The 26,105-nt window shown below is 72.7% G+C and carries 21 protein-coding genes; 11 read left to right on the forward strand and 10 right to left on the reverse strand.

Annotated elements, in window-relative coordinates:
- Positions 1 to 174 precede the first annotated feature (174 nt).
- Complete coding sequence (locus tag IE255_RS32000) at positions 175 to 879, reverse strand: DNA alkylation repair protein (RefSeq protein ID WP_190053890.1); 705 nt, start codon at positions 877 to 879, stop codon at positions 175 to 177.
- 76 nt (positions 880 to 955) lie between these two features.
- A complete protein-coding gene (locus tag IE255_RS32005; protein WP_229906680.1) occupies positions 956 to 1,732 on the reverse strand; it encodes an HNH endonuclease family protein in 777 nt (258 codons plus the stop codon).
- 163 nt (positions 1,733 to 1,895) lie between these two features.
- Between IE255_RS32005 and IE255_RS32010 the strand changes: the two genes are divergently transcribed.
- Positions 1,896 to 2,087, forward strand: coding sequence for an antitoxin (locus IE255_RS32010; RefSeq protein WP_190053891.1), 192 nt, complete (start codon positions 1,896 to 1,898; stop codon positions 2,085 to 2,087).
- 206 nt (positions 2,088 to 2,293) lie between these two features.
- On the opposite strand, the gene IE255_RS32015 is transcribed toward IE255_RS32010, so the two are convergent.
- The gene (locus tag IE255_RS32015; protein WP_190054012.1) at positions 2,294 to 3,130 is read right to left on the reverse strand and encodes an SCO6745 family protein; all 837 of its coding nucleotides are present in this window, start codon (positions 3,128 to 3,130) and stop codon (positions 2,294 to 2,296) included.
- Positions 3,131 to 3,370: 240 nt separating this feature from the next.
- Here IE255_RS32015 and IE255_RS32020 point away from each other — a divergent pair, with 240 nt between their 5' ends.
- The 3 genes from IE255_RS32020 to IE255_RS32030 all read left to right on the forward strand — a co-directional run bounded on the left by IE255_RS32020 (position 3,371) and on the right by IE255_RS32030 (position 5,341).
- Positions 3,371 to 3,973 (forward strand): TetR/AcrR family transcriptional regulator, encoded by a 603-nt coding sequence (locus tag IE255_RS32020; protein WP_190053892.1) that lies wholly within the window; start codon positions 3,371 to 3,373, stop codon positions 3,971 to 3,973.
- Positions 3,974 to 4,032: 59 nt separating this feature from the next.
- Positions 4,033 to 4,824, forward strand: a complete 792-nt coding sequence (locus IE255_RS32025) for an SDR family NAD(P)-dependent oxidoreductase (RefSeq protein ID WP_190053893.1) — start codon at positions 4,033 to 4,035, stop codon at positions 4,822 to 4,824.
- A 145-nt stretch (positions 4,825 to 4,969) separates the two neighbouring features.
- Positions 4,970 to 5,341, forward strand: coding sequence for a MerR family transcriptional regulator (locus IE255_RS32030; protein ID WP_190054013.1), 372 nt, complete (start codon positions 4,970 to 4,972; stop codon positions 5,339 to 5,341).
- Between the two features lie 25 nt (positions 5,342 to 5,366).
- On the opposite strand, the gene mfd is transcribed toward IE255_RS32030, so the two are convergent.
- A complete protein-coding gene (gene mfd / locus IE255_RS32035; RefSeq protein ID WP_190053894.1) occupies positions 5,367 to 8,900 on the reverse strand; it encodes a transcription-repair coupling factor in 3,534 nt (1,177 codons plus the stop codon).
- 253 nt (positions 8,901 to 9,153) lie between these two features.
- Between mfd and IE255_RS32040 the strand changes: the two genes are divergently transcribed.
- A complete protein-coding gene (locus tag IE255_RS32040; protein ID WP_190053895.1) occupies positions 9,154 to 10,593 on the forward strand; it encodes a DUF2079 domain-containing protein in 1,440 nt (479 codons plus the stop codon).
- Positions 10,594 to 10,694: 101 nt separating this feature from the next.
- Here IE255_RS32040 and IE255_RS32045 read toward each other — a convergent pair whose 3' ends face one another.
- Both IE255_RS32045 and IE255_RS32050 read right to left on the reverse strand, forming a co-directional pair.
- Positions 10,695 to 13,274, reverse strand: a complete 2,580-nt coding sequence (locus IE255_RS32045; protein WP_190053896.1) for an ABC transporter permease — start codon at positions 13,272 to 13,274, stop codon at positions 10,695 to 10,697.
- A complete protein-coding gene (locus tag IE255_RS32050) occupies positions 13,271 to 14,059 on the reverse strand; it encodes an ABC transporter ATP-binding protein (RefSeq protein WP_190053897.1) in 789 nt (262 codons plus the stop codon). Before IE255_RS32050 ends, IE255_RS32045 begins: the two co-directional genes overlap by 4 nt.
- Positions 14,060 to 14,534: 475 nt before the next feature.
- On the opposite strand from IE255_RS32050, the gene IE255_RS32055 reads away from it, so the two are divergent.
- From IE255_RS32055 to IE255_RS32070, 4 genes are all read left to right on the forward strand, one after another.
- The gene (locus IE255_RS32055; protein ID WP_190053898.1) at positions 14,535 to 16,028 is read left to right on the forward strand and encodes an MFS transporter; all 1,494 of its coding nucleotides are present in this window, start codon (positions 14,535 to 14,537) and stop codon (positions 16,026 to 16,028) included.
- A 20-nt stretch (positions 16,029 to 16,048) separates the two neighbouring features.
- Entirely contained in the window at positions 16,049 to 16,570 is a 522-nt protein-coding gene (locus IE255_RS32060; RefSeq protein WP_190053899.1) for a GNAT family N-acetyltransferase, read from the forward strand.
- A gap of 162 nt (positions 16,571 to 16,732) precedes the next feature.
- Positions 16,733 to 17,167 carry a DUF485 domain-containing protein gene (locus IE255_RS32065; protein WP_190053900.1) on the forward strand — a complete coding sequence of 145 codons (435 nt, stop codon included), beginning with the start codon at positions 16,733 to 16,735 and terminating at the stop codon, positions 17,165 to 17,167.
- Positions 17,164 to 18,777, forward strand: a complete 1,614-nt coding sequence (locus IE255_RS32070; RefSeq protein ID WP_190053901.1) for a sodium/solute symporter — start codon at positions 17,164 to 17,166, stop codon at positions 18,775 to 18,777. The genes IE255_RS32065 and IE255_RS32070 overlap by 4 nt, the downstream gene beginning before the upstream one ends.
- A gap of 95 nt (positions 18,778 to 18,872) precedes the next feature.
- Here the strand turns inward: IE255_RS32070 and IE255_RS32075 are convergent, their stop codons facing one another.
- From IE255_RS32075 to IE255_RS32090, 4 genes are all read right to left on the reverse strand, one after another.
- On the reverse strand, positions 18,873 to 19,757 hold the full coding sequence (locus IE255_RS32075) for a coiled-coil domain-containing protein (protein ID WP_190053902.1): 885 nt from the start codon (positions 19,755 to 19,757) through the stop codon (positions 18,873 to 18,875).
- Positions 19,758 to 19,901: 144 nt separating this feature from the next.
- Positions 19,902 to 20,363 carry a carboxymuconolactone decarboxylase family protein gene (locus IE255_RS32080; RefSeq protein WP_190053903.1) on the reverse strand — a complete coding sequence of 154 codons (462 nt, stop codon included), beginning with the start codon at positions 20,361 to 20,363 and terminating at the stop codon, positions 19,902 to 19,904.
- 183 nt (positions 20,364 to 20,546) lie between these two features.
- Positions 20,547 to 23,645: an SUKH-4 family immunity protein gene (locus tag IE255_RS32085; RefSeq protein ID WP_190053904.1), complete on the reverse strand. Its 3,099-nt coding sequence runs from the start codon at positions 23,643 to 23,645 to the stop codon at positions 20,547 to 20,549.
- A gap of 8 nt (positions 23,646 to 23,653) precedes the next feature.
- On the reverse strand, positions 23,654 to 24,658 hold the full coding sequence (locus IE255_RS32090) for an SMI1/KNR4 family protein (protein WP_190053905.1): 1,005 nt from the start codon (positions 24,656 to 24,658) through the stop codon (positions 23,654 to 23,656).
- Between the two features lie 306 nt (positions 24,659 to 24,964).
- On the opposite strand from IE255_RS32090, the gene IE255_RS32095 reads away from it, so the two are divergent.
- Both IE255_RS32095 and IE255_RS32100 read left to right on the forward strand, forming a co-directional pair.
- Positions 24,965 to 25,540 (forward strand): YwqJ-related putative deaminase, encoded by a 576-nt coding sequence (locus IE255_RS32095; protein ID WP_190053906.1) that lies wholly within the window; start codon positions 24,965 to 24,967, stop codon positions 25,538 to 25,540.
- A 54-nt stretch (positions 25,541 to 25,594) separates the two neighbouring features.
- On the forward strand, positions 25,595 to 26,089 hold the full coding sequence (locus IE255_RS32100; RefSeq protein WP_190053907.1) for an SUKH-3 domain-containing protein: 495 nt from the start codon (positions 25,595 to 25,597) through the stop codon (positions 26,087 to 26,089).
- Positions 26,090 to 26,105: the final 16 nt, after the last annotated feature.

The raw sequence follows: 26,105 nt of genomic DNA on the forward strand, positions 1-26,105 counted from the left end.
CGGTCACCGTAGGTGCGGGAGCGGAAGACCCGGAACCGAATTAGCGGGCGGGGAAGCGGGTCTGCGGGGGGGCGGGGCCTGGCTCGGTGCGGGCGCGAGGTGGGTGTCGGGTCCGCCTTTGGCGGCGCGCCGAGTGCGAACGCCGCTCCTACCCCGCCCCCTCCCCCCTCCCCCCTACCGCGCCCTCACGAACCGTGCCCGCTCGCCCGGCGGGAGCCGCTCCGTCGCGTAGCGCACGGTGATGCGCGGCAGTTCGGCGAGATGCCGCTCCAGGAACGCCACCAGCAGCGGCCCGTCCCGGCGGCCGATCTCGCGCAGCATCCAGCCGAGCGCCTTGTGGATCAGCGGTTCCGGGTCCCGGCACAACCCGCGCGCCAGGCGGAACGTCGGCTCGAATCGTCCCTCGCGGATCAGCGCCAGCGTGGCGACCACGGCGATCCTGCGGTCCCACAGCGAGGGCGACGCGGCCAGTTCGTCCAGGATGTCCAGGGCGTCCTCGGGCCCGTCCACGAGCCAGGGCCCGAGCACGACATGGGCGGAGCCGTCCACCAGGTCCCAGTTGTCCACACAGCCGGTCCGCTCCAGGTAGAAGCCGACCAGATCCGCGCGCTCGGCACCGCGCGCCGTCCGCATCCGCTCGGCGAGGACGAGGAGCCCGGCCAACCGCTCCTCGTGGACGCGGCTGCGCAGCAGCACCTCCACGTCCGCAAGCGCCAGATCCCGGTACTCGCGAGCCAGCAGGCGTACCACGGGCACGCGCACGCCGAGCAGTTCGTCGTCCTCCGGGGGACGCAGCACCCGGGCCTGCTGGACCCTGATGTCCGGCTGCGCCCTGTCCCGCAGCTCGGTCCGCAGGGCCTCCAGCGAAGGGGTCGTCATGACGCCGGACGGTAGCGCAGGACGCCGCTGCCCGAGCGGCCCGACGCCGCGTCACCCCCCGCGCTGCCGCAGGGCCTCACCCACCGCACTGCCGCAGCATCATCCGCTTGTCGGCGGCCGTCACGGGCAGGTCGTACTTGAGCGACACCTGGGCGAAGCGCACCGAGTAGGCGCAGCGGATCCGCTTGTTCGGCGGCAGCCAGGACGCCGGACCGGAGTCTCCCTTCGCGCTGTTGGTCGGTCCGTCCACCGGGACGAGGTTGAGCGGGTCGTTGGCGATGGCCTCCCGCTTGTCCTTCGTCCAGCGGGACGCGCCCATCTGCCAGTCGTACGACAGCGGCATGACGTGGTCTATCTGGACCTTCGTCGCACGGGACTTGGTCCACTCGATGACCTTCCCGGTGTACGGGTCGTGCAGCGTCAGCGAGATGGCGACGCAGTCCGAGCCCGTCCGGAAACGGAGGTCCTCGCCGTCCCTCTTCAGCAGGTCGTTCCGCGTGTCACAGCCGTTGCGGGCGTAGGGGACGTCGCCGGGCGCCGAATCCATCCAGGCGTAGCCGAACTTGTCCCGCTCGTATCCCGTCCTGGGGCCGCGCCCCTTCGTCGCCACCTTCTCGATCAGGGCCCGCGCCCTCGCCTGGTCCGCGGCGGACGTGATCGCCGCCAGCCCCGGCTTGGTGCCGTCCGGGTTGTCCAGCGGGCTCACGGCCCGGCCGTTGCCGTCGGCCGGGGCGCCGGTCCCGGAGGGTCCGCCGCCGTCCGCCGGCGGGGCCAGCCCCTCGCAGCCGGCCAGCGTCGCACCGGCGAACACCATCGCGACAGCCACTGCCGCCCCGCCCCTCAGACGCGTCACCGTGCGCCCCTCCCCTGTTTGCCTGTTCCGCCCCGGCTCGGGCGGCCTGTGCCTGGTCCCACGGTAGCGAGGGAGAGGTACAGACCACAGTGGGCCCAAATGGGCATACCTCGCATGTCACGCGTATCGTCGGTTCTGAGTCACCCCCGGAAGGAGTCTTCGCATGGGCATCTTCGACAAGTTCAAGAGCCAGGCGCGGAACAGGGGCAAGCAAGGCTCCGACACCGCGGAACAGAAGATCAACGAGAAGACCGGCGGCAAGTACGAGGACCAGGTCGACACCGGGCAGCAGCGGGCCGAGGGCACGCTCGGCATGGACCGCGACCGCGACCGCGACCGGCCCGAACAGCCGTAAGGCCTCCACCAGCCGTAAGGCCTCCACCAGCAGTTAGGCCTCCACCAGCAGGGGCCGTCCGCGGGGACGCACCTTGGGCGTCGGCGTCAGTTCCAGTTCCTACGTTCAGATGCGACGCCAGTTCCGACGTCGATCCGACGTCAGCGCCTGCGGGCGGCTTCCCATGTCCGGGGCGGACTGAGCACCTCGCGACGCCCGGCTTCCCCTCAGACCTTGCCTATGCCCAACGTCGTCTCCGAGGGCAGCAGGCCCGTCGCCAGGACCGCGACCCAGTAGTGGCCGAGCAGTCCGGCGAGGCGGTCGACGCCGTCCGGGCCGAGGAACCGCCAGGGGGCGGAGGCCAGTTGGTCGGTCCGGCGCTCCACGCGGTGGCGCAGGGCGCGGCCCTCCTCGGTGGCCGTACCGTCCGCGTCGACCAGGCCCCTGGTGACGAGGCGGTCGCGCGCTGCCGCCCATTCCCCTGGGCTCCAGCCCCGGCTTTCGAAGCGCTCCACCGACGCGGCGCCTATCGCGGCGAAAGAGACGAGCGACTCCACCGGATCCAGGCCCGCCATGAGCAGGGCCGCGAGATGGCCGTCGCCGCGGTGCTCGCGCAGGATCGTCGCGGCGTGCCACAACTGGAGGTGCGGGGCCTGCGGCCAGGGCAGCGCGGCGTTGGCGGCGGCGAGCGGGCGGGCGGCTGTGTCCGCCGCCTCCGCCGCACGCCGGGCGAGCGCGGCGGCCTCCGCCAGCTCAGGGCTGTCCACCTGGTCGCCGAGGAGGGCGCGGTAGGCCCGGTCGACCGCCCGCGTCCTCGCCGCCAGCACGGCGTCCGGGTTCGCGACGCGCCAGGCCGGCTCGACATGCTCGGCGACCATGCGCGGACTGAAGCTGTAGAAGGCCGAGGCAACCCGCTCCGGGCCGGCCTCCCCCAACGGGGCGGCGCGGTACGGGAAGTAGCTCGGCCAGCGCGCCTGCGTGTCGTACCCGAGGGCGGCCGCCTCCTCGAAAGCCTCCGGCGCGTAGTACAGCACCGCGTGCAGCGGCTCCAGCAGGTGCCACATCTGCCGGACGCGGGCCGGCTCCACGCCGCCGCCCTGCCCCACCGCAGCCTCGTCGATTTCCTCGATCTCGTCGATCTCGTCGATCTCGCCCACATGCTCCGGCATGTCATGCCTCCACCCGCGTCCGTCCCTCAGCGCGCGATCCCGCCCACCACCCGATCCCGCGCAACTTGACACTGACAAGATTGCCCCACACTCCCCGAACTTGTCAATGACTAGATTCGGCGTACGCTCCTGACCATGAGCTCCAGCAAGGCATCAGCGAACGAAAAGGGCCCCACCGGCCGCCGGTACCACCACGGCGACCTGCGCCGGGCCATCCTCACCGCCGCCCTCGACGCGATCGCGGCGGACGGTCCGTCCGGGCTGAGCCTGCGTGACCTCGCCCGCCGCGCGGGCGTCTCGCACGCCGCGCCCGCCCACCACTTCAAGGACCGCGCCGGGCTGCTCACGGCGATCGCCGCCGAGGGCTTCGGGCTGCTCGCGACCGCGCTCAGGGAGGCGGCGGACCTGAAGGAGGCCGGTGTGCGCTACGTACGTTTCGCGCGTGAGCATCCGGCGCACTTCCAGGTGATGTTCGCGCCCGACCTGCTGCGCACCGGCGACCTGGAACTGACCACGGCCCGCGCCCTCGCCGGTGACGCCCTGCGCGAGGCCGTCACCGCCGTTCCCCCTGAGGGCCGGGGCGCCGACGCCCGCCTCGCCGGTGTCGCCGCCTGGTCCCTGGCCCACGGCTTCGCCACGCTGCTGCTCGGTCACAACCTGGACGGCCCGGTGGGCGACCAGGATCCCGAGGAGGTGTTCCGCGAGCTGGCGGCGATGCTGTTCCGCCACGCCGGGTAGCGGCTGCCGGGCCGACGCGCTTGACCTTGACACTGACGGCAGGGTCCGAGCATCCCGGCATGGCATTCCCGCAACCGCAACCGCAGAACCAGCGACAGACCTCCCCGGCAACCCCGCGCACCGTGCTCGTCACCGGTGCCGGTACCGGCATAGGCCGGGCCACCGCCCGCGCCTTCGCCGACGAGGGCGCACACGTCGTGGCCGTGGGCCGGCGCGAGGGGCCCCTCGCCGAGACCGCCGCCCACGACCCGTCCTGCATCAGCCCGCTCGTCGCCGACATCACGGCCGCCGACGGCCCCGAGACCGTCGTCCGTACGGCGCTCGACCGGCACGGCCGGATCGATGTCCTCGTCAACAACGCCGGGATCGTCACCACCGAGTCCCTGCGCACGTACACCCGCGCGGCCGTCGAGCCGCTGCTCGCGACGAACCTCCTCGCTCCCGTCCTGGTCACGCAGGCCGCGCTCCCGGCGCTGGAGGAGAGCCGCGGTGTGATCGTGAACGTGACGACGTCGGTGGGGCAGCGGGGCTGGCCCGGCAACTCCCTGTACGCGGCCGGAAAGGCGGCCCTGGAGGTGCTCACGCGCAGTTGGGCGGTGGAGCTCGCGCCGCTCGGGATCCGGGTCGCCGCCGTGGCGCCGGGGGCGATCGACACACCCATCGGCGAACACGCGGGGCACACCCCCGAGCAGCAGGCCGCGATCCGCGCGTGGCAGCTCGGCCACACGCCGCTCGGCCGGATCGGCCGTCCCGAGGAGGTGGCCTGGGCGATCGCCCGACTCGCCTCGCCGCGGGCCTCGTTCCTCACCGGCGTCGTGCTTCCGGTGGACGGCGGCGCGGTCGTCGCCTGAGGGTGGACGGCGGCGCGCTCGTCGCCTGAGAGTGGACGGCGGCACGGTCGTCACCTGGGCGTGGACGGCGGCACGGTCGTCCCCTGCAAGTGGACGGCAGCACGGTCGTAACCTGAGACTGGCGCGCATGGCAGCACCACCTCGTATGCGGATCGGCGAACTCGCCGAGGCGACCGGCACGACAGCGCGCGCCCTGCGCCACTACGAGCAGGCGGGGCTCATCGCCTCCGAGCGGGCCGCGAACGGCTACCGCCTGTACGACGCCGGTGCGGCCGTCCGCGTCCGCAACATCCGCAGTCTGCTGGACGTCGGTCTGACCCTCGACGACGTACGGGTGTTCCTGCCGTGTCTGGACGGCGACGTCACGGCCGGGCCCGCCTCGGACCGGGCCCTGCGGGTCGCCGCCGACCGGCTCGCGGTGCTGGACGCGCGGATCGCCGCGCAGCTCGCGGTCCGCGAACGGCTGGCCGCGGCTCTGCGTCAGGCCACCGGCGAACGCGTACGACCGGTGGCCTGACGGAGCTTCGGCGAATCGGGGGCCGTCAGGACCCCAGCACCGACGTCAGGAACTCCCCGACCCACGCCAGCAGATCCCGCCCGACCAGCGGCTTCCCGCCCACCTTCGCGGTCTTCGGGCGCGGCACCAGCACCTGGTGCACCGCCGGCTTGATGACGACCCCGGGGTACAGCCGCTTGAGCCGCAGCTCCTGCGACTCGCGCAACTCCACGGGCGCGAACCGGATGTTGGTGCCCTGGAGCACGATCTCGCCGACGCCGCACGCCCGCGCGAGCATGCGCAGGCCGGCGACGAGCAGCAGGTTCTCCACGGGTTCGGGCAGCTTGCCGTAGCGGTCGACGAGTTCCTCGCGGACGGCCTTGATGTCCTCCTCCGTGTTGGCGGAGGCGATGGCGCGGTACGCCTGGAGCCTGAGGCGCTCGCCCGGCGCGTAGTCGTGCGGGACGTGCGCGTCGACGGGCAGCTCGATCTTGACCTCGAGCGGCGGCTCCTCCTCGATCTCGCCGGTCTCCAGCTGGCGCCGGTAGTCCGCGACGGCCTCGCCGACCATCCGCACGTACAGGTCGAAGCCGACGCCCGCGATGTGGCCGGACTGCTCGCCGCCGAGCAGGTTGCCCGCGCCCCGGATCTCCAGGTCCTTCATCGCCACGTACATGCCGGCGCCCATCTCCGTGTGCTGCGCGATGGTCGCGAGCCGCTCGTGCGCGGTCTCCGTCAGCGGCTTCTCCGGCGGGTAGAGGAAGTAGGCGTATCCGCGCTCGCGGCCTCGGCCCACCCGGCCGCGCAGCTGGTGCAGCTGCGACAGGCCGAAGGTGTCGCCGCGCTCCACGATCAGGGTGTTGGCGTTGGAGATGTCGATGCCGGACTCCACGATGGTCGTGGACACCAGCACGTCGAACTTCTTCTCCCAGAAGTCGACGACGACCTGCTCCAGCGCCGACTCCGACATCTGCCCGTGCGCGGTGGCGATACGGGCCTCGGGGACGATCTCCCGCAGGCGGGCCGCCGCCCGGTCGATCGACTCCACCCGGTTGTGGATGTAGAAGACCTGGCCCTCGCGCAGCAGTTCACGGCGGATGGCCGCGCCGATCTGCTTCTCCTCGTACGGACCCACGAAGGTCAGGACCGGGTGCCGCTCCTCCGGCGGCGTGGTGATCGTCGACATCTCGCGGATGCCGGTCACCGCCATCTCCAGGGTCCTGGGGATGGGTGTGGCGGACATGGTCAGCACGTCGACGTTGGCCCGGAGCTTCTTCAGCTGCTCCTTGTGCTCGACGCCGAAGCGCTGCTCCTCGTCGACGATGACCAGTCCCAGGTCCTTGAACTTGGTCTCGGAGGAGAACAGCCGGTGCGTGCCGATGACGATGTCGACCGAGCCCTCGCGCAGGCCCTCCAGGACGGCCTTGGCCTCGGTGTCGGTCTGGAAGCGGGACAGTGCCTTCACGCTCACCGGGAACTGCGCGTACCGCTCGCTGAACGTCCCGAAGTGCTGCTGCACCAGCAGTGTCGTGGGCACCAGGACGGCCACCTGCTTGCCGTCCTGGACGGCCTTGAAGGCGGCCCGGACCGCGATCTCCGTCTTGCCGTAGCCGACGTCGCCGCAGATCAGGCGGTCCATGGGGACCGACTTCTCCATGTCGTCCTTGACCTCGGCGATGGTGGTGAGCTGGTCGGGCGTCTCCGCGTACGGGAAGGCGTCCTCCAGCTCGCGCTGCCAGGGGGTGTCGGTGCCGAAGGCGTGCCCGGGGGCCGCCATGCGCGCGCTGTACAGCTTGATGAGGTCGGCGGCGATCTCCTTGACGGCCTTCTTGGCGCGGGCCTTCGTCTTCGTCCAGTCGGCGCCGCCCAGGCGGTGCAGGGTGGGGGCCTCGCCGCCGACGTACTTGGTGATCTGCTCCAGCTGGTCGGTGGGGATGTAGAGGCGGTCGCCGGGCTGGCCGCGCTTGGCGGGCGCGTACTCGACAACCAGGTACTCGCGGGTCGCGCCCTGCACGGTGCGCTGCACCATCTCGATGTAGCGGCCCACGCCGTGCTGCTCGTGGACGATGTAGTCGCCCGCCTCCAGGGTGAGCGGGTCGATGGTCTTGCGGCGGCGGGCCGGCATCCGGGCGCCCTCGCGGCCGGACGCCTTCTGGCCGGACAGGTCCGTCTCGGTCAGGACGGCGAGTCTGAGCGCCGCGTCCACGAAGCCGTGCTCGATCGAGCCGCACGCCACGTGCACGACCGACGGGGAGATCTCGGCGAGGTCGGCGTCCAGGCGGGCCGCGATGCCCTCGCCGCCCAGGACCTCGACCGTACGGGCGGCCGGGCCGTGAGCCTCGGTGACGAACACCGCGCGCCAGCCGTCGGCGAGCCAGCCCTTGGTGTCGGCGAGGGCCTTGGCGGTGTCGCCCCGGTAGGTCTCCGGTGCGTGCATGCCGAGCTTGAGGGTGTCCTCGTCCAGCTCCTCGTCGGCGGCGAACGGCGACACCGACCACCACATCATGTCCAGCTCGCGGGCCCGGTCCCGGACGTCCGCGATGGACCACAGGGAGGCCGCGCCGACGTCGATGGGCGCCTCGCCGCCGCCCGCGGTGGCCGCCCAGGAGGCCTGGAGGAACTCCTGGGAGGTGGCCACGAGGTCCGACGCGCGCGTGCGGACCCGCTCCGGGTCGCACACCACGGCCATGGCGCCCTTGGGCAGCACGTCGAGCAGCAGCTCCATGTCGTCGACCAGGACCGGAGCGAGGGACTCCATGCCCTCGACGGCGATCCCCTCGGCGATCTTGCCGAGCAGTTCACCGAGCTCGGGGTGCTGCTCGGCCAGGGCACGCGCCCGCGTGCGGACGTCCTCGGTGAGCAGCAGCTCGCGGCACGGCGGCGCCCACAGGCCGTGCTCGGCGACTTCGAGGGAGCGCTGGTCGGCGACCTTGAAGTAGCGGATCTCCTCGACGTCGTCGCCCCAGAACTCGATGCGCAGGGGGTGTTCCTCGGTGGGCGGGAACACGTCGAGGATGCCGCCGCGCACGGCGAACTCGCCGCGCTTCTCGACGAGTTCCACGCGCGCGTAGGCGGCGGCCACGAGGGCCTCCACCACCTCGTTCAGATCGGCGCTCTGCCCGGTCCTCAGGGCGACCGGCTCCAGGTCGCCCAGGCCCTTGACCTGCGGCTGGAGCACGGACCGCACGGGCGCCACGACGACGGAGACCGGGCCGGTCTCGGGGTCGTCGGGGCGGGGGTGGGACAAGCGGCGCAGCACGGCCAGGCGGCGGCCGACGGTGTCGCTGCGGGGGCTGAGCCGCTCGTGCGGGAGCGTCTCCCACGACGGGTACTCCACGACCCCCTCGGGCGGGAGGAGGGAGCGCAGGGCTGCGGCCAGGTCCTCCGCCTCGCGGCCCGTCGCCGTCACCGCCAGCACCGGGCGGCCCGTGTCGCGGGCCAGGGCGGCGACGGCGAAGGGGCGGGCCGCAGGGGGGCCGACCAGGTCGACATGCATGCGGTTGCCGTCTGCGGCCGCCTTGATCGCTTCCGCGAGCGCGGCGTCCTTGACTACGGCGTCGAGCAGACCGTGCAGGCTCATTCGGGGCTTTTTCCGTCCAGGGGGTGGGCAACACGACGGGCCCGACGCGCGCCGCGGGCCGGGGGTCTCCAGCGTACGACGCTGCGCGCCCGAGCGGCGGGCCTGTGGACAACGCCCGTCCTCCCCCGGCCGTGGCCCGCCCCCGCCGGTCAAGGGGGAATGAGCCGCGCAATCTTCACAACATCACCCCCACCAGTTGTTTTCGCCACGGCATGATCTGTCCGATTCCGCGCACCCCTCCGTAAGGCACGGCATGCCTGCCTCCACCCTCCAGGTCTCACCGCCCCGCATACCGACGCCGGTCGCCCACGCCCCGGGCGACCGGCGCCCCCTGCCCGCGCGATGGGGCCCCTGGATCCTCGCCACCGCCCTCTTCGTCGCCTACGCGACCGTCTCCGTCGGCCGTTACCGGCACCTGACCACCCTCTCCTGGGACCTGGGCATCTTCGAGCAGGCCGTACGCGCCTACGCGCATCTGCGGGCGCCGGTCGCCGACCTCAAGGGGCCGGGGTTCGACATCCTGGGCGACCACTTCAGCCCGGTGACCGCCCTGCTCGCGCCCGTGTACCGGCTGTTCCCCTCGCCGGTCACGCTGCTGGTCGCGCAGGCGGCGCTCCTCGCGCTGTCCGCCGTGCCGGTCACCCGGGCCGCCGCCCGGCTCCTGGGGCGCCACCGGGGTCTCGCGCTCGGCCTCGCGTACGGGCTGTCCTGGGGCATCCAGCGCGCCGTCGACTTCGACTTCCACGAGATCTGCTTCGCCGTCCCGCTGATCGCCTTCTCCCTGGAGGCGCTCCTCGCGCAGCGCCGGCGCGCGGCCCTGTGCTGGGCGCTTCCCCTGGTGCTGGTCAAGGAGGACCTGGGGCTGACGCTGGCGGCGATCGCGCTGGTCGTGGCCTGGCGGGCGCGCGGCCGGTCGCCCCGGGCGGTGCGGTACGCGCTCGGGGTCGCGGTGTTCGGCGTGGCGGCGTCGGTCCTCGTCCTCACCGTGGTGATCCCGTCGTTCAACACCTCGGGCGCCTACGACTACTGGACCAAGGTCAGCGACGCGGGCAGCCCCTTCGACGGCCTCGACACCAAGCTGCGCACCCTCGCCTGGCTGCTGATCCCCACCACCGGGCTGCTCGCCCTGCGCTCCCCGCTGCTGCTGGTCGCGCTGCCGACCCTCGGCTGGCGCTTCCTGTCCGGCGACGAGCACTACTGGGGCACCGACTGGCACTACAGCGCGGTGCTGATGCCGGTCGTCTTCCTCGCTCTCGCCGACGCCCTCACGACCGCGCGCCTCAGCACGCGCGCGTGGCTGCGCTCGTACGCCGTCCATCTGCCGGCCGCCGTCGCCGCCGCGGCCCTGGCGCTGACGACCTCGCTGCCGCTGGCGCAGCTGGCGGAGGCCGGGATCTACGGCAAGCCCGCCGCGGTGTCCGGCGTCGAACGGCTGCTGGCGCGGATACCCGACGGTGCCACCGTCGAGGCCAACGTCGGCCCGATCAGCCGCCTCACCTCGCGCTGCCGGGTCTTCTGGCTCGGCAACACCCAGGGCGTCACCCCCGAGTACATCGCCCTGGAGAACGTCGGCGGCAAGTACCGCGACCCGGTGGGCTACGCCCGGCAGCTGCACCCTCGCGCCGAGTACGCCGTCGCAGGGGAGGCCAACGGGTACGTGGTCCTCCAGCGGTGGACGGCGACCACCGGCTGACGCACCGTGCGGCAGGCACGACGCCGGGCCCGCCCCGGAGGCGCCAGGCCTCCGGGGCGGGCCCATCCCCCGCAACCCCCGTGTGCGGTGGTCCTGGGTGACTACTCGGTCGCGATCGCGTTCAGGACGTTCATCCGGCCCGCCCGGAACGCCGGGATCAGTGCCGCGAACAGGCCCACGAACGCCGAGCTGATGAAGACCCCGATGATCGTCGGCCACGGGATGTCCAGGACCATCAGGCCCTCCAGAGCCAGCAGCTGCTGTGCCGTGGCGCCCCAGCCCATGCCCAGTCCGAGGCCCAGCAGGGCGCCGAAGAGGGCGATGACCACCGACTCCATACGGATCATGCGGCGCAGCTGGCGGCGCGAGAGGCCGATCGCCCGCATCAGGCCGATCTCCCGGGTGCGCTCCACCACCGACAGGGCCAGGGTGTTCACCACGCCCAGGATGGCGACGATGATCGCCAGGGCCAGCAGGCCGTAGATCATGTTGAGCAGCTGGCCGATCTGGTCCTTCAGGGCGTCCTTGTAGTCGGTCTGGTCGCGCACGGTGTACTGCGGGTAGTCGTGCAGCGCCGACTTCAGGGACTTGTAGGCGGCGTCCTGCTGCCCGTCCTTGGCCGAGGCGAAGACCAGCGAGTCCAGCGGCATCTTGTCGGCCGGGACGTACTTGGCCATCGTCGCGATGGACGTGTACATCGCGCCCGCGTCGATCACGACGTCACTGCTGGTGATCGCCCGGACCGTCAGGTCGGCCGCGGAGCCGTCCTTGAAGGCCACCTTGACCTTGGAGCCGAGGCTGATGCCGTGGTCCTTGGCGAACTTCTCGTGCACCGACATCGAGTCGGGCTTGTAGGCGTCCGGGAGCTTGCCCGCGACCGTCTCGGTGCGCAGGTCGGTCGCGTACGACGGGTCCGCCGCGGTGATCGACGTGTCCTTGAGGGTCTTGCCGTCGGGGGTGGTGAAGTCGGCCTTGGTCCACTTGTACTCGGTGATCCGCTCCAGTTCCGGCGTCGACTTCATGGCCTTGACCGCCTGCGGGGTGATCAGCTGGCCGCTGTCGGACTGGACGATGAAGTCCGTGCCGACGGTCTTGTCGAGCTGGTCGGTGGCGGAGGCCACCATGGAGGAGCCGACCACGGACAGGCACGCCACCAGCGCGAGGCCGATCATCAGCGCGGCGCCCGTGGCGCCGGTGCGGCGCGGGTTGCGCAGGGCGTTGCGCTCGGCCATGCGCCCCACGGGGCCGAACATCCGCAGCAGGACGGCGCCGAGGACGCGGACCACACCGCCGGCGAGCAGCGGGCCGATGACGACGAAGCCGATCAGCGACAGCACCACGCCGATGCCGAGCCACAGCGAGCCGTCCGTGGCCTTGTCGGCCGCCGCCGCCAGGTACAGGGCGAAGACACCGACGCCGGTGAGGACCGTGCCGATCACGCCGCGTATCCAGCCGGCCCTGGCGTCCGCGGGGGCGCCCGCGTCGCGCAGGGCGGCCATCGGGGAGATCTTGCCGGCGCGCCGGGCGGGCAGGTAGGCGGCCAGGACGGTGACGATCACGCCGAGGACGAGGCCGACCACGGGGGTCGTCCAGGCCACGGTGAGGTCACCGGTGGACAGCTCCATGCCCATCTGGCCCATGAGCTTCATCAGCCCGACCGCGAGGCCGACGCCCGCGGCGACGCCGAGCACCGATCCGACGAGGCCGAGCAGCAGGGCCTCGGCCAGCACCGAGCGGTTGACCTGCTTGCGGGAGGAGCCGATGGCCCGCATCAGGCCGATCTCCCGGGTGCGCTGGGCGACCAGCATGGAGAAGGTGTTGATGATCAGGAAGATGCCGACGAGGAAGGCGATCCCGGCGAAGCCGAGCATGGCGTACTTCATGACGTTCATGAAGCCCGCGACGTCCTTCTGGTTGGCGTCGGCGGTCTCCTTGGCGGTCTTGACCTGGTAGTCGGCGCCCAGCTCGGCCGTGACGTTCTTCTTCAGCTGCGCGTCGCTGACGCCGGAGGCCGCGGTGACGTTGACGTTGGTGTAGACCCCGGACTCGCCGACCAGGGTCTGCTGGGCGGTCTTCGTGTCGAGGTAGAAGATCGCGGCGCCGGGGTTGGTGACGGTGAAGTCGGCGATGCCGGAGATCTTCGCCTTGTGTGTGCCGACCGCGCTGATCACGCCGATCTCGTCGCCGAGCTTCAGGTCGTGCTTGTCGGCGGTGTCGGCGTCGACCATGATCTGGTCGCCGCTCCGGGGCGCCGCACCGGAGGTGATCTTCATGGTGCGGGCCTCGTTGGCGTTCCAGCTGCCGACGATCGTCGGGGCGCCGCTGGAGGGCGACAGGTTGTCCTTGTCGGCGTCGACGACGGTCACCGACGTGGAGAACACGGTGCCCTCGGCGGACTTCACGCCGTCTGCCTTGCGCACCTCGGCGAGCACGGAGGCCGGCATGACCGGCGGCCTGCCGTTGTCGGCGGTCGTCTCGCCGCTGTCGGAGGCGCCCTTGGCGCTCACCGTCACGTCCGAGGAGGTGGCCGCGAAGAGCTTGTCGAACGTCGTGGACATGGTGTCCGTGAAGACGAGCGTCCCGCAGACGAAGGCCACCGACAGCAGGACGGCGATCGCGGAGAGCGCCATGCGGCCCTTGTGCGCGAGGAAGTTGCGCATCGAGGTCTTCATGACGGTCATGACGTGCGCCCCCGGGCGTCGAAGTCCTTCATGCGGTCCAGGACGGCCTCCGCGGTGGGCTTGTACATCTCGTCGACGATGCGGCCGTCGGCGAGGTACAGCACACGGTCCGCGTACGAGGCGGCCACCGGGTCGTGCGTGACCATGACGATGGTCTGCCCGAGTTCGTCCACCGAGCGGCGCAGGAAGCCCAGCACCTCGGCGCCCGCGCGCGAGTCGAGGTTTCCGGTCGGCTCGTCCCCGAAGATGATCTCGGGCCGGGCCGCGAGCGCCCGCGCGACGGCGACGCGCTGCTGCTGGCCGCCGGAGAGCTGGGTGGGCCGGTGCTTGAGCCGGTCGGCGAGCCCGACGGTCTCCACGACCCGCGTCAGCCACTGCTGGTCCGGCTTGCGGCCCGCGATGTCCATGGGCAGCGTGATGTTCTCTATGGCGTTCAGCGTCGGCAGCAGGTTGAACGCCTGGAAGATGAACCCGATCCGGTCCCGGCGCAGCTGCGTGAGCTTCTTGTCCTTCAGGCCGGTGATCTCGGTCTCGTCGAGGTAGATCTGCCCGCTGGTGACGGTGTCGAGCCCGGCGAGGCAGTGCATGAGCGTGGACTTGCCGGACCCCGAGGGGCCCATGATCGCGGTGAACTGGCCGCGTGCGATGTCCACGTCGACGTGGTCGAGGGCGACGACCCGGGTCTCACCGGACCCGTACGCCTTCACGACCTGCCGCGCCCGCGCGGCAACGGCCGTACGCCCTCCAGTACCCCCGTGCCTGGGAATGGTCACAGCCGAAGTCACGGTATGTCTCCTATATCGGTCAGCAGATGGTGAAGGCGGTCGCCCTGGTCGACAGCCGCCGTGTGCGAAGCCGGACTACGCGATCCGTCCGACGTGTTTCAGTCTCGCGGCGGGGAGGGGTCCCGCGCCCTGGTGTTCAGCGCAGTCTTTTCCTGTGGAAAACCCCACCCCCGCCGGTGTGCAAAACCGCCCCCCGGCGGCATAAAGCCAGGTTAAGGAAGGCCCCCTGCGCGTCTCGTCCTCCGCCGGTACGAACCCTCCCCAGGTCGTAGTACGGAGGTACCCCTAGGGGCAGTCCACCGAAGGGTGGAGACCGTCTCAGGGTTCACTCCACCCGCCGGCCCAGTCAGGCTCCACCCTCCCGCCACGTCAGGGTCAAGTGGGAAGCTGTGGGACGGCAGGTAGGTGCAAGGGACAGGCACAGCCACGGCACACACTCCGCGAGCAGGGCGGGGGCGAGGGGGAGGCACCCGGGGTGGGCAGGACCAGTTCGGCAGCGCAGGAGACCGCGCGTCCCGCCACGACAGACCGGCGCGGAGCCGTCGTCGCCGCGCTGATGCTCTCGATGGCGCTGGCGGCGCTCGACGCCACCATCGTCTCGACGGCGGTCCCGCAGATCGTCGGGGACCTCGGCGGTTTCTCCGTCTTCTCCTGGCTGTTCTCCGGCTACCTGCTGGCCGTGACCGTCACCCTGCCCGTCTACGGCAAGCTCTCCGACACCTTCGGCCGCAAACCGGTCCTCATCGCGGGCTCGGTGGTCTTCCTCCTCGGCTCCCTGCTGTGCGCGCTGGCCTGGAACATGGGGGCGCTCATCGCCTTCCGGGTCGTGCAGGGCCTGGGCGGCGGCGCGCTTCAGGGCACGGTGCAGACGCTCGCCGCCGACCTGTACCCGCTGAAGGACCGGCCCAGGATCCAGGCGAAGCTGTCGACGGTGTGGGCGGTGTCCGCGGTCGCCGGCCCGGGGCTCGGCGGGGTGCTCGCCGCCTACGCGGACTGGCGCTGGATCTTCCTGGTCAACCTGCCGATCGGCGCGGTCGCGCTGTGGCTGATCGTCCGTCACCTGCACGAGCCGGGGCGGGAAACCGCCCCCCACGCGCGCGTGGACTGGGCGGGGGCGCTCGCGGTGTTCGCCTGCGGCGGTGTCCTGCTCACGGCCGTGGTGCAGGGCGGGGTGGCGTGGCCGTGGCTGTCGGCGCCCTCACTGGCCCTGTTCGGCACGGGACTCGCCCTGGTCGCGGTGGTGGTGCTGGTGGAGCGCCGGGCGGCGGAGCCGATCATCCCGGGCTGGGTGTGGCGGCGCCGTACGATCGCCGCGGTCAATCTGGCCCTGGGCGCGCTGGGCCTGCTGATGGTCGCGCCGGCGGTGTTCCTGCCCACCTACGCCCAGTCGGTGCTGGGTCTCGCGCCCGTGGCGGCCGGATTCGTGCTCTCCGTATGGACGTTGAGCTGGCCGGTGTCGGCGGCGCTGAGCCAGCACGTGTACCGCAGGATCGGCTTCCGCAACACCGCGATGCTGGGCATCGGGACGGCCGCGCTGATCCTGTTCGCCTTCCCCTTCCTGCCGTATCCCGGGCGGGCGTGGCAGCCGACGCTGCTGATGCTGCTGCTCGGCGCCGCGCTGGGCCTGTTCCAGTTGCCGCTCATCGTCGGGGTGCAGTCGACGGTGGGCTGGGCGGAGCGGGGTACGGCGACGGCGTCCGTGCTCTTCTGCCGCCAGACCGGCCAGACGATCGGCGCGGCGGTCTTCGGCGCGGTCGCCAACGGGGTGCTGGCCGCCAGGCTGGGCGGTGCGAGCGACCTCGACTCGGTGGCCCGGGGGCTCGACTCGGGCCCCGCGCCGGAGGCGACCCGGCGGGCGATCGCCGACGCGGTGCACGCGGTGTACCTGGGGGCGTCGTGCGCGGCGGCGCTGGCGTTCCTGGTGCTGCTGTTCCTGGCGCCGAGGAAATTTCCTGTGCTCAAGGACTGACCGTCCGTACGCTCCGGTCCATGCTGACCCTGGAACGGCTGCGCGCCGATCACGCGGACGCCCTGCTGGCCTTCGAGCGGGAGAACCGGGCGTACTTCGCGCGCACGGTCCCGGACCGCGGGGACGCCTACTTCACACCGGCCGGGTTCGCCGCACGCCACCGGGCCCTCCTGGACGAGCAGGACGCGCGCGTGTGCCACTTCCATGTCCTCCTGGAGGAGGACGTGCTGATCGGCCGGGTGAACCTGATGGACGTGGCGGACGGCAGCGCCGAACTCGGCTACCGCGTCGGCGAGCGCGCCGCCGGCCGGGGCGTGGCGACGGCCGCGGTCGCGCAGATGTGCCGGCTGGCCGCCGCCGACTACGGGCTGACCTCGCTCACCGCGCGGACGACCCTGGACAATCCCGCCTCCATGAAGGTGCTGACCCGCAACGGCTTCACCCCCGTCGGGGACACGACCCTGAGCGGCCGGCCCGGACTCCGTTACGTATGCCGGGAGTTGGCCCCCACCCTGCCCCAGGCGCCCGGAAACAAGGGTTAACGCGGGTAACACCCGAGGTCACGGAGGTAAGCGCATACCGACCGATCAGTTTGGCCAAACCCTCGCGCAGCCCCGGTACTCCGAAGTAACGTGCGTGGCCGCTCACCCCCCACCTCCCTGCGGTCCGCCGCACCGGATCCCACCCTCGCAAGGAGCACCGGGATGTCCTACGACCCGCCGCCGAACCACCCCTACCCACCGCCCGGTTCGTCGCCCTCCTACGACACCTACCCCTGGGTGCCCCGGCAGGAGCCCGCACCGGCTCAGCGGCGTCCCCGGCACCGTCCCGCGCTCGGGCACCACAGCGACCTGCGGGTCCTGCGCAGCGCCTACCGCTGGCAGCGGCGCGTGGCCACGCTCACGGCGCTCGGCTACTTCACCCTGTTCCTGGTCCTGTCGGCGTTCGCACCGTCGTTCATGACGAGCACCGTCACCGACGGCCTGCCCACCGGCCTGCTCCTCGCGTTCGTCCAGGTCCCCGTGACCTGGCTGGCGATCGCCCTGTACGAGACGACGGCCCGCCGCCACGTCGACCCGATCGCGGACCGGATACGCAGGCAGGCCGAGCTGGACGCCCGGCGGGAGGGGGCACGGTGACCACCGAGTTCAGCGGCAACGCCCAGGCGATGTCCCTGGTCGGCTTCTCCACGGTCGCCACGATCACGCTGCTGCTGTGTGTGATGACCGGCCCGGACCGGGACGACCTCGACGAGTTCTACACCGGCTACAGCTCCCTGTCCCCCATGCGCAACGGCCTGGCGATCGCCGGCGACTACATCTCCGCCGCGACCGTCCTCGGCACCGGCGGCGTGATCGCCCTGTTCGGCTACGACGGCACCGTCCTGGCCCTGAGCACGGCCCTGTCGCTGATGCTGCTGATGTTCCTGCTGGCCGAACCGCTGCGCAACGCGGGCCGGTTCACCATGGGCGACGCGCTGACCCGCCGGATGCCGGGACGCGCCGTCCGCATCGCGGCCTGTGCGGTGACCCTGGCGGCGCTGCTGCCGCTGATGCTGGTGCAGCTGGCCGGGACCGGGCAGCTGATGGCGTTCATCCTCGGCTTCTCCGGCGAGTCGTTGCAGACCGGCTGCATCATCGGCGTCGGCGCGCTGATGATCAGTTACGCGGCGATCGGCGGTATGAAGGGCACCGCCCTCATCCAGATCCTGAAGATCGTGCTGCTGCTCGGCTCCGGCCTGGTGGTCGCCGCGCTGATCCTGAGCCGGTTCGACTGGGACCCGGGGGCGCTGTTCGGCGCGGCCGCCGAGAACAGCGGTGTGGGCTCGGCGTTCCTCTCGTCGGGCCTCCAGTTCGCGGGCGGCGCCAGCCCCGACCTGGACATGATCACGGCGCATCTGACGATCGTCCTCGGCGGCGCCTGCCTGCCCCACGTCACCATGCGCATGTACACCGCCTCCAGCGCCCGGCAGGTGCGGCGTTCGATGTCCTGGGCGGTGTCGAGCGTGGCCCTGTTCGTGCTCGTCATCACGGTCGTCGGCTTCGGCGCGACCGCCCTGGTCGGGCGGGAGGTCATCGCCCAGGTCGACCCGCAGGGCAACACGGCCTATCTGCTGGGCTCGCAGGCGGCGTTCGGCGCGGACGTGTCGACGGCGGAGACGTTCCTGTTCACGACCGTCACCACGGCGGTCTTCCTGACGCTGCTCGCCTCCGTCGCCGGGATGATCCTGGCCTGCGCCAACTCCCTCGCGCACGACGTGTTCGCGGCCCGGGTGCGGGAGATGTCACCGCGCCGCGAGATGGCACTCGCCCGTGTCTCGGCGCTGGCGGTCGGCGTCCCGGCGATCCTCCTGGCCACGCTCGTCCAGCACCGCAGTCTCCAACCCCTGGTGACGCTGTCCTTCTGCCTGGGCGCCTCGGCCATCGCGCCCGCGCTGGTCTACAGCCTCTTCTGGCGCCGCTACACCCGAACGGGCCTGCTCAGCACGCTCATCGGCGGCTCACTGGCCGTCCTGCTGCTGATGCCGGGCACCAACCTGGTGTCCGGCTCGCCCGTCTCCGCCTTCCCCGAGGCCGACTTCAACTGGTTCCCGTTCACCACCACGGGCCTGCTCTCCATCCCCCTCGGCTTCGGCTGCGGCTGGCTGGGCACGATGGCCTCCGGTCGCCGCAAGTCGGAGGAACAGCGCCACCAGTATGAGGCCGTGGAGGCCTGGATCCTCGCGGGCGCGGTACGCAGGAGCCGCTGACAGGGCCGGCCGGCACGGCGGCGGTGCGGCTCGGCGGCGTACGGGGGCAGGGATGCATGCACGGGGTCAGGCAAGCCGCCACACGCCGCCGTTCGTCACTCCGCCGCCTGCCCCGCCCACGCCGCCAGGCTGGCGTGAACGCGGTCAATGTGCTCCCGTACGTCGTCCGCGCGCTCCGCGTGCTCGCGGAGCACCCGCTGCGTCTCCTTCCCGAGGGACTCCGCCCGCTCCCGGGCCCGGTCCACCAGCTCCGCGGCACGCGCGTGTGCCTCCTCCTCCAGGCGCCGGGCCGAGGCCTCCGCGTCGGCGAAGGCCTGCTTCGCCTCGGACAACGCCGCCTCGGCGCGCGTCACCGCCTCCGCGTGCCGCGCGTCCAGCGCCGCCGCCCCGGCGGCCTCCTCCCGCTCCAGCCCGTCCCACCGCTCGTCGCGTTCCTTGGCCTGCTCGGCCAGCATCCCGGAGGTGCGCTGCCGCATCTCCCGCAGCGTGGCCAGGGCCTCACCCCGCTGTTCCTGCGCCTCGCGCCGGGCGGAGTTCTGGATCTCGTCGGCCTCGGCCCGCGCGGCCAGCAGCAGCTGCCGGGCACGTTCGTCGGCGTCGGCGCGTACGGCGTCGGCCTGCGCCTGCGCGGACTCGCGCACGCCGGCTGCGGACTCCCGCGCCCTGTCCACGCGTTCCCGCGCCTCCCGCCGCGCCCCCTCCCGTACGGCCGCGGCCTCGGCCTCGCCGAGTTCGAACAGCCGCCGCGCCCGCTCCCCGAGCACCTCGTAGGTCTGCGGGGCAAGTCGCGCCACGGCCTCCCGCAGCCGCCCCAGTTCCTCGTCCATCCGCCGGGCGAGCACCGTCAGCCGGGCGGCCCTCTCCCAGGCCGCGTCACGTTCCTCGGAGAGGGCCTCGGCGTACGCGTCGACCTGCTCGGGACGGTAGCCGCGCCCCCGCGCGGCCACGAAGCCGTGCGGTGACACCGATGCGCTGCTCATCCTGGGACCCCTCTCCACGACACCGACGCGAAACCCCACAAGAAATGGGATGATTTCGCGCACATCTTGGTGGATCAGACGGAAGTGTTCATAACGCGACACTCCGCACAGAGGTCACCGGCCCATGACCGGGCCGTACGGCCGTCAGCCCCACTGGGTGCCCGCGGGCTCCTGGATGGTCGTGTTGATGCGGTTGAACAGGTTCGTCAGCGCGACGGTGAGGATCAGGCCGGAGAGCTCCTTCTCGTCGAAGTGGTCGGCCACCTCATCCCACAGCGCGTCCGGAACCGGCTCCTCCGACAGATCGGAGAGCCGCGTCATCGCCTCCGTCAGCTTCAGCGCGGCGCGCTCGGCGTCCGAGAAGAAGGGGGCGTGCCGCCAGGCGGCGACGGCCGCGATGCGCTCCTCGCTCACCCCGGCCTTGCGGAGGTTGACGGTGTGCCCGTGCACACAGGCGCCGCAGCCGTTGATCTGGCTGGCGCGCAGCCCGACGATCTCCGCCAGGTCCTGCCGGAGGCCCCCCTCCCCGATCGACTGGAAGAGGGTGCCGATGCCCTTCATGGCGCCGGGAAGGACGTACGCCGGGTTCTTCATCCGTGCCCGCATGATCTCTACCTCCTGTGTCGGCGGTGCGTCGCTGTCACTTGTCACTGCACTGACGGAGCGGCGGCGGGGGATGTGACAGCCCGGCGCGAGATTTTTCGTAGGGCACGCAAAGAGCCGGGCCCGGTCGTACGAGCGACCGAACCCGGCTCCTCACAGCACGTCAGCGGCGGTGCCGCCCGGGCGTCACAGCAGCCCGTCCCACATCTGCTCCAGCAGCACCGACCACCAGCTCTCCGGCGACCCCAGCGCCGCCGGGTCGAGCGCGGCCAACTGCGCCTGGAAATCGACGGTCCAGCGGCCCGCCTGCTCCTGGTTCAGCCCGAACCGGAGCCGCCACATCCGCCCGAGCAGCGCCAGGCAGCGCGCGAACTCCGGCAGCCCGGTGTTCACGAACTGCGGCGGTACGGGCGCCCCGCCCGGCCCCGCCTCCACCGGCACGGCGACGATGTTCGCGGTGCCGTACTGCACGCAGATCGCCTTGCCGAAGTCACTGCCCATCACCAGGTAGGAACCCGCGTCCGAGGCCGGCTGCACACCGCGCTCGGCCGCCAGCTCCGCCAGCGTCGGAACGGGCCGGCCCGGCTGCGCCTGCGCCCAGAAGAACGGGCCCATGTCCATCGGCAGACCGGCCGCCACCAGCGTGTGCGCCACGACCGGCGGCACACCCTGCCGGGACACGGCCGCCTGCTCGAACCGGAACACCCCCGGCCCGAACGCGGCCGCCAGCTCCTGCGCGATGGCCTCCGGCGGGATCGGCGGCACCGCCGGCACCGGCGGCAACGGCGCCCGCACCGGGGCCGGACGCGCCGGACCGTCCGCCACCTGGTGCAACTCACCCTGGTGCGCCAGCAGTTGCTGCATGCCCTGCTGCCGGCTCGCATGGTCCGTGCCGTACGGCGCGATGCTCGTGATCCGCGCCTGCGGCCACTGCTCCCGGATCATCCGCGCGCAGTACGCACCCGGCAGCTCGCACGACTCCAGCTCGGTGTGCAGCTCCAGCACCTGGTCCGGGGGCACGTTCATGGCCCGCAGCTCGTGGAAGATCTGCCACTCCGGGTGCGGCGTACCGGGCGCGGAGCGCCGGATCAACTGCTGCTCGGAACCGTCCTGCGCGCGGTAGCGCAGCACGGCCTGGTAGCCGGGACCGACCGTCGGCTGCCCGGTGGGCTGCTGCGGATAGCCGTACGCCGGCGGCTGCCCGGGGACGGGCTGACCGGGCGGCGGCATCGCCCCGGGCGGCATCCCGCCGGGCGGCGCACCCGGCACCGGGCCGGGGGACATCGCACCAGGCGGCATCGCGCCGGGAGGCATCGCGCCGGGAGGCATGGGCGGCGCACCGGGCACGCCAGGGGCGCCCGGAGCACCCAGGGCAGCGGGTGGTGCGCCCGGGGCCTGCGGCGGCGGGGGCACGCCGGGACCGCCCGGCGGGGGCGCGGCCAGCATGGTCTCCGCGTGGTGGACGGGACCCGGACCCCCGGGCGCACCCGGGACGCCCGGGGCACCGGGAGCCTGCGGCGCGCCAGGCGGACCAGGCGGGCCAGGGGGGCCAGGCGGGCCAGGCGGGTTCGGAGCACCCGGAGGCCCCGGGGGCTGCGGAGGCTGAGGCGCTCCCGGGCCCATCCGACCAGGGTCGGCAAGCATCGTGGCGGCGTGGTGCACACCACCGGGAGGCGTACCCCCCGGGGCACCGGGCGGATTCGGGGCGCCCGGAGGCTGCGGCGCACCAGGGGCACCAGGCGGACCGGGCGGCTGCTGAGGAGGCAGTGGCGCACCCTGCCCCTGCGCGGCCCCGGGCCCCGAGGGACCCCCGTGGCCACCAGGCCCACCCGGACCTCCAGGCCCGTCAGGCCCCAGCGCCGACACAAGCTGCGTAGGCACGTAACCGCCCGCCGGAGTACCCGGCACCCCGGGCCCGGACGGCGGAGGCGTATCCCCCGGCCGCGCACCCGGCGCACCCGGCGCACCCGGAGCGCCCGGCGGAGGCGGCGTCGTCGCGCCCGCGCCCCGCGCACGCCCCGGCGGCGCAGTCGCCTTGCTGGTCGCGGCGTCCGCGATGTCCCCGGCGTTCGGCGCGAGCGGCCGCCCGGGCGCACCCGGCCCGGCCGGCGGCTGCGGCACCCCGGCAGGACTGGCGGGACTGGCAGGAGCAGCGGGACCAGCGGAACCGGCAGCCCCATCAGCCCCCTGCGGATACCCGTACGACGCCCCACCCGGCGCCGGAGCAGGCGGCGGCGTGCTGTTCCCCTGCCCGCCCTGCGGATACCCGTACGGCTGCCCGCCCGGCGCGGGCGCAGGCGTCCCGCCCTGCGGCACACCCCCGGGCGGCGTCCCCGGCCCACCCGGAGCAGCGCCCGGCCCCGGCGGGTAGCCGTACCCCGGACCGGAAGGCCCGGCAGCCGGCGCACCGGGATGGTCCACCGCCGGCGACAGAGCCGTCGGCGGAAGCTGGCTGCCACCCGACATCAGGGCCGTCTTGGCATCAGATGTCGTCGACGGCGGCGGCGTGTCGTCGCCGGCCTCGCTCAACGGCGGCGCGAAGACCGTCGCGGGCAGCGGCACGGAACGGTCGTCACCGGCATCGGCGTTGGTGTCCGTACCGGCCCAGGGCGTCGCCCCGGCGGGCACGGAACGGTCGTCACCCGCATCGGCGTTGGTGTCCGTACCGGCCCAAGGCGTCGCCCCGCCAGGCGCGGCCGGCGCTCCCGGAGCCCCGGACGCACCCGGTTCGGACCCCGGGTCACTCCCCCCGGCAGCCGGCCACGACGCACCGCTCCCGGGCGCCGCGGGCGCCCCCTGCGCGGGAGCAGCCGCCTCACCGGCCGACGCACCGCCGGCCCCGGAAGCGGCAGCCGGCCGATCACCCGCACCCGCCCCCGCTCCAGCCCCCGCACCCCGCCGATCGGGAATCCCCAACTTGTCCGCCGCGTCCTGCAACCACTCCGGCGGAGTCAGCAGAAAGGACGTCTGGTTCAGATCCACCCGGGCGGCCGGCGCCGCCGGTGCCGGCTCGTCCGCCGCGTCCGGGCGGCCGTACTCCTCCTCGTACCGGCGGATCACCTCACCCACCGGCAGCCCGGGCCACAGCGTCGCCTCGCCGCTGTCCCGTGCGATCACCAGCCGCTGCGCGCCCCCGTCCGAACGCGGCCCGTCCGCCCGGTCCTCGGCCCACACCACGAACCCGAGGTCGAACTCCCGCACCCGCACCTCACGATGCTGGTACGACGGCACGTCCCCGTTGATCCACTCTTCCGCGCGCTCCTGCGCCTGCGCGAAGGTCACCATCGCTGAAGTCACTCCCCCACAACCGAGGACGACGCCGCATCCACCGGCACCACACGCGCGAACCCGCCGTCCACCATCAGGTTCGCCACCGTCTCCAACTCCGGCGGATCACCGGCCAGTCGCGACAGGAAGACGTCGAAGTCCTCCCCGCACGGCAGCAGCAACCGCTCCACCCGCTCCGCCGGCGGCACCGAGGGATCCACGTCCCGCGCGTCGTCGTAGGCGCAGAACCACACCGAACCGATCCGCTCGCCCTTCACCTTCACGGCCAGCAGCCCGCCCTGGACGAAGGAGATCCCCAGGTAGTCCTTGGTCAGATGGTCACGCAGACACTTGTTGACGTACACCAGGTCGTTGACCGCCGCCTCGTCGCGCACCGTGAAGAACGGCTGGTCGATCAGCAGCCCCAGCTCCGCGTCCAGCGCGGCACCCACCGGCGCGCAGCCGCCCGCCGCCTTCAGGAACGACCGGTACGCACCCGGCAGCCGGTAGCCGAGGTCCTCCTCGACGCCCTGCACCTGCGACTCGGTCACCGCCACACCCGACTTCGGCAGCCCGAAGTGCGCCGGACGCGTCTCCTGCAACGGCCGCGTGCCCCGCTTGGACTGATCGACGCCCGACGTCGCCACCCCGCCGTGATGCCGCAGCAGCGCCTTCACCTCGACCGGCACCAGCTCCAGCCTCCGCGTCCCCACCACGTGGTGCCACGTCCAGCCGTGCGGCGTCGCCACCGCCGGCACCGTGTCCCACAGCTCGTGCCCGGACGCCGACAGCGCCGTGTTCGCCGACACGTAGTCCGTCAGCCGCAACTCGTCGACACCGAAGCCCTCCGGCGGCTCCGCGATCTCCGCGGCCGCGCGCGCGTAGGGCGAGAAGTCGGGGTAACCACGCTCGTCGACCCGTACCCCTCTCGGGTGACGGGCCGCCCGGACCGGGTCCGGGAAATGCACGACCTGCCCGGCGTAGGCCGCGTTCGGCGGCGCGGCTTGCTGCCCGAGCCGACCTGTCGTCATGGCGGTTGCCCCCTGCGGCACTCTGTACGACCCGCAGTGACCCCTCTGGCCCACTACGCCCCGTATCGACTGTCACGTCCAGATCCACGCGTCAACCACGTGGATCGCGGTGCCGACAGCCTATGCGGTACGACGACACCGGTCACCGGCACCGCCCGGCGCCCCCTTCCGCCTCCGTGACCAGCCGTCACCCCACCGTGACGGCACGCCCCGGTACGGGCGTGTCGCCGCGCCCCAGCTTCCGCACCAGGCACGCCATTTGGCAGTCTGTGACGTCCCGGGGGATGCACGGAGGGGAATACGAGCATGAACGCGACACAGACGGGACCACACACCGGCCGGTCCGCCAACCCACGAAACGGCGACCCGCGCAACGGCGGCCCACGCAACGGCGACCCCCGAGCCGGCGACCCCCGCATCGGCTGGAGCGCCACCGAAGCGGCCCACACCCCCGTCCTCCACCACCGCCGCGACGGCATCCTCCCCACCATCGCCGCCGCCCTCTCCGTCCGCGGCGCCACCCTCACCGGCACCGCCGCCCGCGGCGACACACCCCCCGCCCTGCACCCCCTCGTCCAGGACTTCCTGGACACCCTCACCAGCGCCCAGCGCGACCGCTACACCGGCCGCTGCGCCGAGACCATCCTCATCTCCCGCCACATCGCCGCCGCCGACGCCGCCCGCAGCAAACGCGCCGCCCGCAAGCCCATGACCAACGGCGAGGCACGCAAAGCCCTCAAGCAGGCCAAACTCACCGCCCGACGCATCCGCGAGGACGGCGACCCCCTCCACGGCAGCTTCGCCACCCCCTGCCGCGCCTGCACCGCGCTCAGCGCCCACTTCGGGGTCCGCATAGTCGACCCGGCGTCCGAAAACCGCTGACGCCACCCCACGACCTCGACTGACCTCGACTGACCTCGACGAGACGAAGGGCAGATGCACACCGACCGCACCTCCACCACCCGCTTCGCCGTGCAAGTCGACGCCGCCCTGCGCGCCGCCGGCTGGCAACCCGGACGCTGGGACATCAAACAAGCCGAGATCTGGGCCGACGCCCTGCGCGACCACGTCTCCCCCGCCGGCCACCACCACACCGTCTTCCCCGCCGCCGTCGAAGCCTGGGCCGAATTCGGCGGACTCCACATCACCCCCACCGGCCCCGGCCGCCAGGTCGCCCCCGCCACCCTCCACCTCGACCCGCTGCACGGCCTCCACATGGCCCGCACCCTCGGCGACCTCGGCCGCGCCCTCGGCACCGAGGTCTGCCCCCTCGGCGCCGAAACCGACAGCCAGGCCCTCCTCGCCATCGACACCACCGGCCGCGTCTACACCCTCGACCACACCGGCGACTGGTACCTGGGCGCCGACATCGACCAGGCCCTGACCACCCTCATCGCCGGCACCGAACCCCTACGCCTCACCACCGGCTGACCCCACCGCCACCCGG

Source organism: Streptomyces lomondensis, assembly GCF_014651035.1.
GTDB lineage: Bacteria > Actinomycetota > Actinomycetes > Streptomycetales > Streptomycetaceae > Streptomyces > Streptomyces lomondensis.